Here is a 13,436-nt window from a genome sequence, read left to right on the forward strand (position 1 = left end):
GCGCGATGCGGGGCGCCGGCCGGTGTTGATGCCGGCTGGCTGGCGCCCTTCGCGGCGGCGTGCAGGCGCGATACGCACGGGCATAGCACTGCAACAAGGCCATCACCATGAGCTTGCAACTGGGCGAGACCGCCCCCGACTTCACCCTCGACTCCACCCAGGGGTCGATCCACTTCAGCGACTACGCGGCCGGCCACTGGGTCGTGTTTTTCTCGCACCCCAAGGACTTCACGCCGATCTGCACCACCGAGCTGGGCGCCTTCGCGCGCCGCAAGGCCGAGTTCGACCAGCGCGGCACCAAGCTGCTGGGCCTGTCGGTCGACCCGGTGGCCGAGCACGTCAAGTGGGCCAAGGACGTGGCCGAGGTGGGCGGTGCGCCGGTCGGCTACCCGATCCTGGCCGACCCCGACCTCAAGGTGGCCAAGGAATACGGCATGTTCCACCCCAAGGCCGACGCCTTGGTGACCGTGCGCTCGGTGTTCTTCATCGACCCCAAGCGCGTGGTGCGCACCGTGCTGACCTACCCGCCCAGCGTGGGCCGCAGCGTGGACGAAATCCTGCGCACGCTGGACGCCCTGCAGGTGACCGACAAGAACCCGGTGGCCACGCCGGTGGAGTGGAAGCCCGGTGACGACGTGGTGGTGTCGCCCAAGCTGTCCGACGCCGACGCCGAAAAGCAGTTCGGCAGCTTCCGCAAGGTCAAGCCCTACCTGCGCTTCACCAAGGCGCCCAAGGCCTGATCCTCAGTCCCAGCCCGCCGCCAGTGCGCGCGTGATGTCCGCCGCCGGCGCGGCGCGGCAGCCGCTGGCGTTTTGCCCGCTCCAGAAGTGGGTGAAGTCCAGCCGGCCCTGTTTTTCGGCCTGCGCGCGCAGGTAGGCCATGGCGGCCGTGGCCAGCGGAAAGGCCGAGGGCGCATCGCTCATCGGCCCCAGCTCGCGCATCACGCGGTTGACGATGCCGCGCGCCGGCCGGCCCGTGACCAGGTTGGTGATGACGGTGTGCCGCGCGGCCTCGCTTTGCAGCGCGGCGCGGTGCGCGGGCGTGGTCAGCGCCTCGTCGGCGCACAGATAGGCGGTGCCCACCTGAACGCCGGCGGCACCCAGCGCCCGCGCGGCGCGCACGCCGTCGGCGCTGGCGATGCCGCCGGCGGCGATCACCGGCAGCTTCACCGCCTGCACCACCTGTGGCAGCAGGGCGAAGGTGCCCATTTGCTCGCTCAGGTCGTCACTGAGGAAGTGCCCGCGATGCCCGCCGGCCTCCAGCCCCTGGGCAATGATGGCGTCCGCGCCGTGCTCCTCAAGCCATAGCGCCTCGGGCACGGTGGTGGCCGACGACAGCACGAAAGCGCCCCAGGACTTGACGCGCGCCAGCAGCGCCGGCGCGGGCAGGCCGTAGTGAAAGCTGAGCACCGGTGGCTTGAACTCGGCCATGGTCTCGGCCGCCTCGGCGCTGAAGGGCGCGCGGCCCGGGCCGGCCGGCACGGCGTCGACGTCCAGGCCCAGCTCGTCGAAATAGGGCTTCAGCGCCGCGCGCCACACGGCCTCGCGCGCGGCGTCGGGCACCGGCGGCGCGTGGCAGAACCAGTTGACGTTGTAGGGCCGGCCGCTGGCGGCCATGACGGCCAGCTCGCGCCGCAGCGCATCGGGCGCCAGCAGGGCGCAGGGCAGGGCGCCCAGCGCGCCGGCGCCGCTGACGGCCAGCGCCAGGGCACTGGCCTGCGCGCCGGCCATGGGCGCCTGCAACAGGGGCCAGCGCAGGCCCAGGCGGTCTTGAAGCGAGGATGAGGACATACCCTGATTGTGAGCGGCTTGCGTTGCCGGCAGAAATTTAATATATTAAATAAATGCCCCGCACCGCCCCGTTCGCCCACCGCAACCTGCCTCTGCTGCTGCTGCAGGCGCGCGAGGCGCTGATGCAGCACCGCCGGCCGGCCCTGCGCGCGCATGGCTTGTCGGACCAGCAGTGGCGCGTGCTGCGCGTGCTGCGCGAGCACGCCGAGGACGGGCTGGAAACGGGCCAGCTGGCCGAGCGCGCCTACATCCTGGGCCCCAGCCTGACGGGCATGCTGGCGCGCATGGAGCGCGACGGCCTGGTCACGCGCCAGCGCAGCGCCGAGGACGCGCGGCGCAGCCTGGTCTGGGCCACGGACGAGGGGCTGACGGTGGCCGACGGGCTGTCGAACTCCATCGAGTCGCAGTACGAGGACCTGGCGGCGCACCTGGGCCCCGCGCGCCTGACGCAGCTCTACGCGCTGCTGGACGAGCTGATCGCGCTGCCGCCGCATGCGCTGGCCGAGGCGGCCGAAGAAGAGGAGAGTGTGCGATGAGCCTGCATGCACCCTGGCTGCCGCGCGGCACCGCGTACGGCACGCTGCTGAACTTTCGCCGCGAGTGGGACCTGTGGGCGCCCCGGATGAGCGAGGCGCCGTACAAGGCCGCGCCGCGCGCGCCCGTGCTCTACGTCAAAACCGCCAACTGCTTTGCGCCCGCGGGCGCGGCGGTGCCGGTGACGGGCGAGGTCGAGCTGGGCGCCACGCTGGGGTTGGTGATCGGTGATTTTGAGCCAAATACGGCTGTAACCGACTCCAGTCAAGCGCGGGCAGCTATCAATTCAGAAACTGATGGACGAGCCCGCGTGGCCGGCTGCGTGCTGCTGGACGACCTGAGCCTGCCGCACGCCAGCTACTACCGCCCGGCCATTCGCTATCGCAACCGCGACGGCTTTCTGGTCTGCGCGCCGGCCGTCACGCCGCTGCGCGAGGTGGACTTGAAGGCCTTGCGGATCGAGGCACGCGTCAACGGCGCGCTGGTGCAGACGGTGGAGCTGTCCTCCCTGGTGCGCGACGCCGCCGCCCTGCTGGCCGACGTCGGCGCCTTCATGACCCTGCAGCCCGGCGACGTGCTGCTGCTGGGCAGCGACTGCCTGCCCGATGGCACGCGGCCCCGCGTGCGGGCGGGTGACCGGGTCGAGATCAGTGCGCTAGGACTGGCGCCGCTGATGCACACCTTGGTTCAGGAGGCCGCATGAAATACGCCCGCATCGCCTGGGCCGGCGCGATCCATGACGCCATCGAACGCGACGGCCGCCTCGAACTGCTGACGCCGGCGTTCCAGGGCCGCCGGTTGAATTTCGACGAGGTCGTCTGGCTGCCGCCGCTGGCGCCCGTGCCGCGCGCGCGCACCGTGCTGGCCCTTGGCCTGAACTACGCCGACCACGCGCGCGAGCTGGCCTTCAAGCCGCCCGAGGAGCCGCTGGCCTTTGCCAAGGGCGAGGCGTCGTTCATCGGCCACCGCGGTCACACCGTGCGCCCCGACGGCGTGCAGAACATGCACTACGAATGCGAGCTGGCGGTGGTCATCGGCCGCGAAGCCAAACACGTGAAGAAGGCCGACGCCTACGACTTCATCGGCGGCTACACCGTGGCCAACGACTACGCCGTGCGCGACTACCTGGAAAACTGGTACCGCCCCAACCTGCGCGTGAAGAACCGCGACACCGGCACGCCCATCGGCCCCTGGCTGGTCGATGCGGCCGATGTGCCCGACCCGACGAAGCTGGCGCTGCGCACCACGGTGAACGGCCAGGTCACGCAGCAGGGCACGACCGCCGACATGGTGTTCGACGTGCCGACGCTGATCGAGTACTTCAGCAGCTTCATGACGCTGAACCCGGGCGACGTGATCCTCACCGGCACACCCGACGGCGTGGTGGACTGCCCGGTGGGCAGCGTGGTGGTGTGCGAGATCGAGGGCATCGGCGCCCTGGAAAACACCATCGTCGAAAGCCCGAGCAGCCGAACGCAGAGGACGAAAAAACTCGCAGAGGACGCAGAAAAAACCTCGTGAGATTCTGTCTTTTTTGCGTCCTTTGCGAAACCTTTGCGTCCTCTGCGTCCGGTATTCGTTCACGTTGAACTTGAACAAGGCCTCCCATGAAAATTGATCATCTCATCGACGGCAAGGCGGTCGCCGGCCGCGACTACTTCGAAACCACCAACCCCGCCACCCAAGCCGTGTTGGCCGAGGTCGCCTCGGGCGGCGAAGCCGAGGTGCACGCCGCCGTGGCCGCCGCCAAGGCGGCCTTCCCCAAGTGGGCCGGCCTGCCCGCACCCGAGCGCGCCAAGAAGATCCGCGCCCTGGGCGCGCTGATCGCCAAGCATGTGCCCGAGCTGTCGAAGACCGAGACCGACGACACCGGCCAGACCATCGGCCAGACCGGCAAGCAGCTGGTGCCGCGCGCGGCCGACAACTTCAGCTACTTCGCCGAGATGTGCGTGCGCGTCGACGGCCACACCTACCCCACGCCCACGCACCTGAACTACACGCTGTTCCACCCGGTCGGCGTCTGCGCGCTGATCAGCCCCTGGAACGTGCCCTTCATGACGGCGACGTGGAAGGTCGCGCCCTGCCTGGCCTTCGGCAACACGGCGGTGCTGAAGATGAGCGAGCTGTCGCCCCTCACGGCCGCGCGCCTGGGCGAGCTGGCGCTGGAGGCTGGCATCCCCGCCGGCGTGCTGAACGTGGTGCACGGCTTCGGCAAGGAGGCCGGCGAGCCGCTGTGCGCGCACCCCGACGTGCGGGCCATCAGCTTCACCGGCTCGACCGCCACCGGCAACCGCATCGTGCGCAGCGCGGGCCTGAAGAAATTCAGCATGGAGCTGGGCGGCAAGAGCCCCTTCGTGGTGTTTGAAGACGCCGACCTGGATCGCGCGCTGGACGCCGCCGTGTTCATGATCTTCAGCAACAACGGCGAGCGCTGCACCGCCGGCAGCCGCATCCTGGTGCAGGCCAGCATCTACGCCGACTTCGCGCTGCGGTTTGCGGAGCGCGCCAAGAAGATCACGGTGGGCGACCCGCAGGACGAAAACACCATCGTCGGCCCGATGATCAGCCAGAACCACCTGGCCAAGGTGCGCCACTACATCGAGCTGGGCCCGCGCGAGGGCGCCACCCTGCTGTGCGGCGGCACCGGCCGCCCCAGCTACGCGCCCGAGCTGCCGGCGCGCGTGGCCCAGGGCAACTACGTCTGGCCGACGGTGTTCGCCGACGTCGACAACCGCATGAAGATCGCGCAGGAAGAAATCTTCGGCCCCGTGGCCTGCCTGATTCCGTTCAAGGACGAGGCGCACGCCATCGAACTGGCCAACGACATCCAGTACGGCCTGTCGAGCTACGTGTGGAGCGAGAACATCGGCCGCGCCCACCGCGTGGCCGCCGCCATCGAGGCCGGCATGTGCTTCGTCAACAGCCAGAACGTGCGCGACCTGCGCCAGCCCTTCGGCGGCACCAAGGCCAGCGGCACGGGACGCGAGGGCGGCACCTGGAGCTATGAGGTTTTTCTGGAGCCCAAGAACATCGCGGTGTCGCTGGGCAGTCATCACATTCCACACTGGGGAACTTGAAATCATGCAACGTCGTCATCTCATCCAGGCCGCCGCCGCGGCCGCCGTCCTTCCGCTGGCCGCGCGCGCCCAGGCCTGGCCGACCAAGCCGCTGCGCTGGGTGGTGCCCTTTCCGCCCGGCGGCACCACCGACTACGTCACGCGCCTGGTGGCGGCCGAGCTCGGCAAGTCGCTGGGGCAGACCGTGGTGGTCGAGAACCGCCCCGGTGCCGGCACCGTGATCGGCGTCGACAACGTCGCCAAGTCGGCGCCCGACGGCTACAGCTTCGTTACCGTGGCCAACAGCTTTTGCGTCAACCAGACGCTGGTGAAAAAGCTGCCCTACGACAGCGTGAAAGACCTGCGCCCGGTGGCGCTGATGGGCCTGTCGGAGCACGTGCTGGCCACGCACCCCGGCAGCGGCCTGAAGACCGTGGCCGACATCCAGGCGCAGTACAAGGCCGGCAAGCCGCTCAGCTACGCCTCGTTCGGCAACGGCACCTCGGCGCACCTGGCCGGCGAGATGCTGAAGACCGCGCTGAACGCCCCCAACATCGTGCACGTGCCCTACAAGGGCCAGGCCCCCGCGCTGGCCGACCTGCTGGGCGGGCAGGTGTCGATGATGTTCGGCAACTGGCCCGAGTTTCGCGGCCACGTGGGCTCGGGCAAGCTGGTGGCCATCGGCATGGCTACCGCGCAGCGTTCGCAGTACGCGCCCGACATCCCGACGCTGGCCGAGCAGGGCGCCAAGGTCGAGTCCAACTCGTGGAACGGCATGCTGGCGCCCGCCGGCGTGCCCGACGACATCGTGCAGCGCGTGAATGCGGCGGTGAACCAGGCGCTCAAGGCGCCGATGGTGGCCGAGGCGCTGAACAAGGGCGGCATCGCCGACAAGTCGGGCACGCCGGCGCAGTTCGGCGCCTTCATCCAGAGCGAGATCGCGCGCTATGCGCAGGTCATTCGCCAGGCCGGCATCACGCAGGAAGGCTGAGCCGCGCCCTGCACCACCGATCACCGCGCGAGGAGACAAACCATGGGCAAGCTCGCCTTGGCCGCCAAGATCACCCATGTGCCCAGCATGTACCTGAGCGAGCTGCCGGGCGAGCGCCACGGCACGCGCGCCGACGCCATCGAGGGCCACCGCGAGATCGGCCGGCGCTGCCGCGCGCTGGGGGTGGACACGTTGGTGGTGTTCGACACCCACTGGCTGGTGAACGCCAACTACCACCTCAACTGCGCGCCGCGCTGGGCCGGCACCTACACCAGCAACGAGCTGCCGCACTTCATCAGCAACATGGCCTACGCCTTCAACGGCAACCCCGAGCTCGGGCGGCTGCTGGCGCGGGTGTGCAACGAGCAGGGCGTGGAAACGCTGGCGCACGACGCGACCACGCTGCAGCCCGAGTACGGCACCCTGGTGCCCATGCGCTACATGAACACCGACGAGCACTTTCGCGTGGTGTCGGTGTCGGCGCTGTGCACCAGCCACTACCTCAACGACAGCGCACGCCTGGGCTGGGCCATGCGCGAGGCGGTCGAAAAGCACTACGACGGCACCGTGGCCTTCCTGGCCAGCGGCTCGCTGTCGCACCGCTTTGCGCAAAACGGGCTGGCGCCCGAGTTCGCCTTCAAGATCTGGAGCCCCTTCCTGGAGCGGCTGGACCACCACGTAATCGACATGTGGCAGGCGGGCGAATGGGCCGATTTTTGTGCCATGCTGCCGGAGTACGCGAGCAAGGGCCACGGCGAGGGCTTCATGCACGATACGGCGATGCTGCTGGGCGCCTTGGGCTGGTCGGCCTACGACGGCCGGGCGGAGGTCATCACGCCCTACTTCGCCGCCTCGGGCACGGGCCAGATCAACGCGGTGTTTCCCGTCACGCCCCAGGATGGCGCGGCGGTGCCGCCGCCCGAGGCCTCGCGTGCGACGAGCTTCAGGTCCAGCGCGAGACTGTGAGAAAAACATGCCCCATCTGGTGATTCTTTATTCCGGCAACCTCGACGCCATCGTCGACATGCCCCTTTTGTGCCGCGACGCCGCCGACGCCATGCTGGCCGTGCGCGACGAGGCCGGCGCCCAGGTCTTTCCCCACGGCGGCACGCGCGTGCTGGCCTACCCGGCGCCGCACTTCGCGCTGGCCGACGGCGGCGCCGCCGGGCGCGCCGCGGGCGCCGGCAAGACCGGCATCAGCGGCCCCGATCCGGGCGAATACGCCTTCATGTACGCCAACCTGCGCATGGCGCGCGGGCGCAGCGCGGCCACGCAGCAGCGCGCCGGCGAGGCCGTGACCGCCGCGCTGCGCGGGCGGCTCGACCCCGTGATGGCCACGCGCCACATCGGCCTGACGGTGCAGGTGGACGAGGGCGCCGAGGTGTTCGACGCCAAGCACAGCACGCTGCATCCTTTGTTCAAAAAGCCAGCGTGATGTTGGATAGGCCGCGGCCCCTCACCCAACCCTCTCCCCAAAGGGGCGAGGGCTTTTCTCCCTCTCCCTCTGGGAGAGGGCAGGGGTGAGGGCAACGGCGCATCACCCTGCACCGCAGATTGAAGAAATAGCATGCTGACCGAAGACCAGATCCAGACCCTCGCCGCCGAACTGCAGGCCAGCGAAAAATCCCGCGTGCCCGTCGAGCACTTTTCCAAGCGCTTTCCCGGCATGACGGTGGAAGACGGCTACCGCATCGGCCGCGCCTGGGTGGCGCTGCAGCTGGCCGAGGGGCGCCAGGTCATCGGCCACAAGATCGGCCTGACCTCGCGCGCCATGCAGATCAGCAGCCAGATCGACGAGCCCGACTACGGCACCCTGCTCGACTCGATGCGCTACACCTACACGCCCGGCCAGGTGCTCGAGATCCCGGCCTCGCGCTTCATTGCCCCGCGCGTCGAGGTGGAGCTGGCCTTCGTCCTCAAGTCCGACCTGAAAGGGCCTGAAGTCGGCGTGGAGCAAGTGTTGGCCGCTACAGAATATGTCACGCCGGCAATCGAGATCATCGATGCGCGCATCGAGCAGTTCGACCGCCACACGCGCGTCATGCGCAAGGTGTTCGACACCATCAGCGACAACGCGGCCAACGCCGGCATCGTCATCGGCGCCGGCCGCGCCGACGCGCGCGCCATCGACCGCGCCTGGGTCGGCGCCATCCTGCGGCAAAACGGCGCCGTCGAAGAAACGGGCCTGGCCGCCGGCGTGCAGGGCGACCCGGCCATCGGCATCGCCTGGCTGGCGGGCAAGTTGGCGCGCTGGGGCGAGACGCTCAAGGCCGGCCAGATCGTGCTGGCCGGCTCGTTCACGCGGCCGGTGGCGGCGCGCGCGGGCGACGTGTTCGAGGCCGACTACGGGCCGCTGGGCAAGCTGGCGTTTGCGTTTGTCTGAGGTAGAACAGCCGAACGCAGAGGGCGCAAAGGATTCGCAAAGGGCGCAAAAAAGACAAACAAAAGATGCTTCTAAAACAATAGCTGTTGGCGCTTTTTGCACAAGGCATTGAAAGGAATTCAATAAAAATTTTGAATCCTTCTGCGCCCTTTGCGAATCCTTTGCGTCCTCTGCGTTCAAAGGTATTTCCTCGATCCACCAAGGCTCACCATGCAAACCCCTCCCAACCTGTTCAAGCAGGCGCTGCTCGAGAAGCGCCCCCAGATCGGCTACTGGCTCAACCTGCCCAACACGCTGACGGGCGAGATCGCGGCCGGCGCGGGCTTCGACTGGCTGTTGATCGACGGCGAGCACACCTCGCACAGCCTGCAAAGCATCCTCTACCAGCTGCAGGCCCTGGCCGCCTATCCGGCGGTGCACCCCATCACGCGCCTGCCCATGGGCCTGGGCCACGTGGGCGAGATGCTGATCAAGCAGTACCTGGACCTGGGCGTGCAGACCCTGCTGGTGCCCATGGTCGACACCGCCGAGCAGGCGGCGGCCATCGTGCGTGCCGCGCGCTATCCCGAGGCGGACGGCAGCGGCGGCATTCGCGGCGTGGCCGGCGGGCGCGCCGCGCGCTGGGGGCGCCGCCCGCGCTACGTGCACGAGGCCAACGACCGCCTGTGCGTGCTGGTGCAGGCCGAGACGCGCACGGCCATTGGCAACCTGGAGGCCATTGCCGCGGTGGACGGCGTGGACGGCATCTTCATTGGTCCGGCCGACCTGTCGGCCTCGATGGGCCATCGCGGCGAGCCCGGTCACCCCGAGATGCTGGCGCTGTTCGAAAGCGCCACGCGCCGCATCGTCGCCACCGGCAAGGCCGCCGGCACGCTGGCGGTGGACGAGGCCGTGGCGCACCGCTACCTGGAGTGGGGCGCCACCTTCGTTGCCGTGGGCTTGGACACCGTCAGTCTGGCGCGCGAGACCACGCGCCTGGCCAAAATTTTCAAGGGGACTGCATGAACGCCGCCGACGTCCCCCTGCGCAACCTGCTGGGCCGCGTGCACGCCGACGAATGGGCCGCGCGCGTGCAGCTGGCCGCCTGCTACCGCGTGTTTGCGATGCTCGGCTGGACCGAGATGATCTACAACCACATCACCCTGCGCGTGCCCGCAAGCGCCAGCGGGGGCGACAAGCACTTTCTCATCAACCCCTTCGGCCTGCACTACAGCGAGGTCACGGCCAGCAACCTGGTCAAGATCGACCTGGCGGGCAACATCCTCGACGGCTCCCGGCACCCCATCAACCCCGCCGGCTACGTGCTGCACAGCTGCATCCACGACGGCGTGGCCGGCGCGCACTGCGTGATGCACACGCACACCACCGCTGGCGTGGCCGTGGCCTCGCTGGCCTCGGGGCTGAGCCAGAGCAACTTCTACAGCGCGCAGCTGCACGGCATGGTGGCCTGCCACGACTTCGAGGGCATCACGATTCGCGCCAACGAAGGGCCGCGCGTGGTCAGCAGTATTGCTGGCCGCAAGGCCGTCATCCTGCGCAACCACGGCCTGCTGAGCTGGGGCGAGACCCTGCCGCTGGCCTTTGCCGTGCTGTGGACCCTGCAGCGCGCCTGCGAAGTGCAGCTGGCCACCCAAAGCATGGGCGCGCCGCTGCCCGTGCCCGAGGCCATCGCCGCGCAGTGCACGCGCGACTCCTTCCAGTTCGACCCGAGCAAGGGCGCCGGGCAGGACGTGTTCGACGCACTGGTGCGGCAGGTGGATCGGCTTGATCCGAGCTATAAAAATTAGAGCTGCCTGCGCTTGATGCAAGGGCGCCAAGAGGCCATATGTTTCAAAAAATCTGCATCTACGGCGTGGGCGCCATCGGCGGCTGGCTGGGCGCGCGCCTGGCGGCGCAGGGCGCGCAAGTCAGCTGCGTGGCGCGCGGCGCCACCCTGGCGGCCTTGCGTGAGCACGGCCTGCGCCTGATCGAGGCGGGCGCAGATGGCGAGCCGACCGAGCGCGCCTTTGCCGTGCAGGCCGCCGCCGACCCGGCCGAGCTGGGCGTGCAGGATGTGGTCATCGTCGCCGTCAAGGCGCCGGCCATGGCTGAGGTGGCGCGACACATCGGTCCGCTGCTGGGGCCCGATACCGTCGTGCTGACGGCGATGAACGGCGTGCCCTGGTGGTTCCTGCAGGGCTTCGGCGGCGCCTTTGCCGACGCGCGGCTGGAGTCGGTCGATCCGGGCGGCGTCATCGCGCAGGCCATTGCCGCGCGGCACGTGATCGGCTGCGTGGTGCACGCCAGCTGCTCGCTCGATGCGCCCGGCGTGGTGCGCCGCCACTTCGGCAACGGCCTGATCGTGGGCGAGCCGGCGGGGGGCGATTCGCCGCGCCTGACGGCGCTGGCGGCGCTGCTGCGCGCGGCCGGCTTCGATGTCACGGTGTCGCCGCAGATCCAGAAGGACGTCTGGTACAAGCTGTGGGGCAACATGACGATCAACCCCATCAGCGCCTTCACCGGCGCCACGGCCGACCGCATCATGGACGACGAGCTGGCGCGCGGCTTTGTCAGCGCCGTGATGCTGGAAGCGCGCGAAATCGGCGCGCGCATCGGCGTGCCGATCGCCGAGACACCCGAGGACCGCCACCGCGTCACGCGCAAGCTGGGCGTGTTCACGCCCTCGATGCTGCAGGACGTGCGCGCCGGCAAGCCGGTCGAGATCGACGCCCTGGTCGGCTCGGTGCGCGAGCTGGGGCAACTCAGCGGCGTGGCCACGCCCTTCACCGACGCGCTGCTGGGCCTGGCGCGCTTGCACGCGCGCCAGCTGGGCCTGTATTGATGGCGCCGCGCGGCCCCGGCTGGGCCGGGTTTCTCGCGCTGCTGCTGATCGCCCTGCTGATGGCCAGCAACCATGTGGCGGCGCGGCTGGCGTTCGACCACGGCGTGACGGTGGCCACGGCGGTGGCGTTTCGCAGCACGGGCACGGCACTGGCCGTCGGTGCGCTGCTGATCTTGCAGCGCGTGCCGGTGGCCCTGACGGCGCGCGAGCGCCGCGCGCTGCCCGCCATCGGCGTGCTGATCGGGGTGCAAAGCCTGTGCCTGTACGCGGCCGTGGCGCGCCTGCCGGTGGTGCTGGCGCTCTTGGTGTTCAACGCCTTTCCGCTGATGACGGCGCTGTGGGCGCGCCTGCTGTACGGCCACCGGCCCGAGCGCACGGTGCTGCTGGCCATGCCGATCATTCTGCTCGGCCTGGTGCTGGCGCTCGACGTGCTGGGCGCCGCCTCGGGCCTGGGCGCGGCCGGGCAGTGGCGCGCCATCGGTGCCGGCGTGGGCTTTGCGCTGGTGGCCGCCGCGCTGTTCGGCCTGGCCCTGGTGCTGACCCAGCACGAGGCCGGGCGGCTGGACGGCCGCGTGCGCACCTTCGGCTCGATCGCCGTCGCCGCGCTGGTGGCCGTGGCCGCCGCGCTGGCGCAGGGCGGCTTTGCCCTGCCCACGGCGCCGGTGGGCTGGCTGGGCCTCGTCCTGCTGATGCTGCTGTACGGCACCGGCATCACGCTGCTGTTCACCGTGCTGCCGCGCCTGGGCGTGGTGGGCAATTCGCCGGTGCTCAACGTCGAGCCGGTGTTCGCCCTGGTGCTGGGCTGGCTGATCCTGGGCCAGTCCGTGGCGCCGCTGCAGGTGCTGGGCGCGCTGATCGTGGTGGGTGCGGTGATGGGACTGGGGCTGCGCCGGCGCCGGGTGTGAACGCCGGCGCGGTTACGATGGCCGGATTTGATTGCAGGCCTTCCCATGACCCCAGCCGACACGCCGCCCGAAACGCTCCACCCCGACGACGAAGACGCCGTCGGCGCAACGCTGGGCGCGCTGGAAGACGCGCTCGACACCGTGCGCGAGCGCCACCCCGAGGACACGCCGCAGTGGGAATACTGCGAGGGCGTGCTGACGGCGCTGCTGTGCACGCGCCGCGCCGTGCCGCCCGACGAGTGGCTGCCCATGCTGTTCGGCCGCGATGAAGAGGCGGTGTTCCCCAGCGAGGGCGAGCGCACGCACTTCATGATGCACTGGCTGGCGCGCGAGGCGCAGCTGCGCGCCAGCCTGCAGTCGGCCGTCGACGACCTGAACGACGAGCGCGCGCTGGACCCCGGCGTGCTGGACTGGCGCGGCCTGCTGGCCAGCCTGCCCGAGCCCGAGCGCAGCGAGGCCGCCAAGGGCGGCGAGCCCCCGCCCTTCGCCCAGGTGTGGGCGGCCGGCTTTCTGGACGCCACCGAATACTGGGCCGACGACTGGGCGCCGCCACGCGACAAGGAAGTCGCCGAGGCCATGGCCGACGCACTGGACTGCTTTGTCGACCTGCTGGAAGACGAGCGCGAGCCGCCCGCCGTCAACCTGTTCGAGGAGGCCGGCCCGCCCAGCGTCAGCCAGGCGCGCTTCGACGCCTTCGGCGAGGCCATCTGGGCCGTCTACGACCTGTACGCCATCGCCCGCAGCCTGGGCCCGCGCGTGGCGCCCGCCCACAGCGACAAGGTGGGTCGCAACGACCCCTGCCCCTGCGGCAGCGGCAAGAAGTACAAGAAGTGCCACGGCGCGTGATGAACGCATTGCCCCCTCTCCCGCGCGCGGGAGAGGGTTGGGGTGAGGGGCAGCGGCGCCTGCATATCGCCGCGCATGCCGATGCGCTGCCCGCCCTCACCCCAACCCTC

General features: G+C 69.8%; 15 protein-coding genes. 14 read left to right on the plus strand and 1 reads right to left on the minus strand.

All coding sequences use genetic code 11. From position 1 onward, the window contains the following. Positions 1 to 107: 107 nt before the first annotated feature. Positions 108 to 740, plus strand: a complete 633-nt coding sequence (locus ACWHMB_RS02260; RefSeq protein WP_377481973.1) for a peroxiredoxin — start codon at positions 108 to 110, stop codon at positions 738 to 740. A gap of 3 nt (positions 741 to 743) precedes the next feature. Here ACWHMB_RS02260 and ACWHMB_RS02265 read toward each other — a convergent pair whose 3' ends face one another. Beyond that, positions 744 to 1,790, minus strand: coding sequence for an NAD(P)H-dependent flavin oxidoreductase (locus tag ACWHMB_RS02265; protein ID WP_377481970.1), 1,047 nt, complete (start codon positions 1,788 to 1,790; stop codon positions 744 to 746). A 53-nt stretch (positions 1,791 to 1,843) separates the two neighbouring features. Between ACWHMB_RS02265 and hpaR the strand changes: the two genes are divergently transcribed. The 13 genes from hpaR (at position 1,844) to ACWHMB_RS02330 (ending at position 13,326) form a co-directional block, all read left to right on the plus strand. Further along, a complete protein-coding gene (gene hpaR / locus ACWHMB_RS02270; RefSeq protein ID WP_293224802.1) occupies positions 1,844 to 2,326 on the plus strand; it encodes a homoprotocatechuate degradation operon regulator HpaR in 483 nt (160 codons plus the stop codon). Continuing rightward, a complete protein-coding gene (locus tag ACWHMB_RS02275; RefSeq protein ID WP_377481967.1) occupies positions 2,323 to 3,027 on the plus strand; it encodes a fumarylacetoacetate hydrolase family protein in 705 nt (234 codons plus the stop codon). The genes hpaR and ACWHMB_RS02275 overlap by 4 nt, the downstream gene beginning before the upstream one ends. Further along, positions 3,024 to 3,845, plus strand: coding sequence for a fumarylacetoacetate hydrolase family protein (locus ACWHMB_RS02280; RefSeq protein ID WP_377481964.1), 822 nt, complete (start codon positions 3,024 to 3,026; stop codon positions 3,843 to 3,845). Before ACWHMB_RS02275 ends, ACWHMB_RS02280 begins: the two co-directional genes overlap by 4 nt. A gap of 86 nt (positions 3,846 to 3,931) precedes the next feature. Next, positions 3,932 to 5,401 carry a 5-carboxymethyl-2-hydroxymuconate semialdehyde dehydrogenase gene (gene hpaE / locus ACWHMB_RS02285; protein WP_377481961.1) on the plus strand — a complete coding sequence of 490 codons (1,470 nt, stop codon included), beginning with the start codon at positions 3,932 to 3,934 and terminating at the stop codon, positions 5,399 to 5,401. Between the two features lie 4 nt (positions 5,402 to 5,405). Further along, positions 5,406 to 6,371, plus strand: coding sequence for a tripartite tricarboxylate transporter substrate binding protein (locus ACWHMB_RS02290; RefSeq protein ID WP_377481959.1), 966 nt, complete (start codon positions 5,406 to 5,408; stop codon positions 6,369 to 6,371). Positions 6,372 to 6,413: 42 nt separating this feature from the next. Beyond that, a complete protein-coding gene (hpaD, locus tag ACWHMB_RS02295; RefSeq protein WP_377481956.1) occupies positions 6,414 to 7,337 on the plus strand; it encodes a 3,4-dihydroxyphenylacetate 2,3-dioxygenase in 924 nt (307 codons plus the stop codon). 7 nt (positions 7,338 to 7,344) lie between these two features. Beyond that, positions 7,345 to 7,806, plus strand: a complete 462-nt coding sequence (locus ACWHMB_RS02300) for a 5-carboxymethyl-2-hydroxymuconate isomerase (RefSeq protein WP_377481953.1) — start codon at positions 7,345 to 7,347, stop codon at positions 7,804 to 7,806. Positions 7,807 to 7,938: 132 nt separating this feature from the next. Beyond that, entirely contained in the window at positions 7,939 to 8,754 is an 816-nt protein-coding gene (hpaH, locus tag ACWHMB_RS02305; RefSeq protein ID WP_377481950.1) for a 2-oxo-hept-4-ene-1,7-dioate hydratase, read from the plus strand. A 210-nt stretch (positions 8,755 to 8,964) separates the two neighbouring features. Next, a complete protein-coding gene (locus ACWHMB_RS02310; RefSeq protein ID WP_377481947.1) occupies positions 8,965 to 9,759 on the plus strand; it encodes an aldolase/citrate lyase family protein in 795 nt (264 codons plus the stop codon). Further along, on the plus strand, positions 9,756 to 10,541 hold the full coding sequence (locus tag ACWHMB_RS02315; protein WP_377481943.1) for a class II aldolase/adducin family protein: 786 nt from the start codon (positions 9,756 to 9,758) through the stop codon (positions 10,539 to 10,541). The genes ACWHMB_RS02310 and ACWHMB_RS02315 overlap by 4 nt, the downstream gene beginning before the upstream one ends. 38 nt (positions 10,542 to 10,579) lie before the next feature. After that, positions 10,580 to 11,575 carry a 2-dehydropantoate 2-reductase gene (locus ACWHMB_RS02320; RefSeq protein ID WP_377481940.1) on the plus strand — a complete coding sequence of 332 codons (996 nt, stop codon included), beginning with the start codon at positions 10,580 to 10,582 and terminating at the stop codon, positions 11,573 to 11,575. Then, positions 11,575 to 12,480, plus strand: a complete 906-nt coding sequence (locus tag ACWHMB_RS02325; protein ID WP_377481937.1) for an EamA family transporter — start codon at positions 11,575 to 11,577, stop codon at positions 12,478 to 12,480. The genes ACWHMB_RS02320 and ACWHMB_RS02325 overlap by 1 nt, the downstream gene beginning before the upstream one ends. A gap of 45 nt (positions 12,481 to 12,525) precedes the next feature. Continuing rightward, on the plus strand, positions 12,526 to 13,326 hold the full coding sequence (locus ACWHMB_RS02330; protein ID WP_377481934.1) for a YecA/YgfB family protein: 801 nt from the start codon (positions 12,526 to 12,528) through the stop codon (positions 13,324 to 13,326). Positions 13,327 to 13,436: the final 110 nt, after the last annotated feature.

The organism is Ottowia pentelensis, from assembly GCF_964341695.1.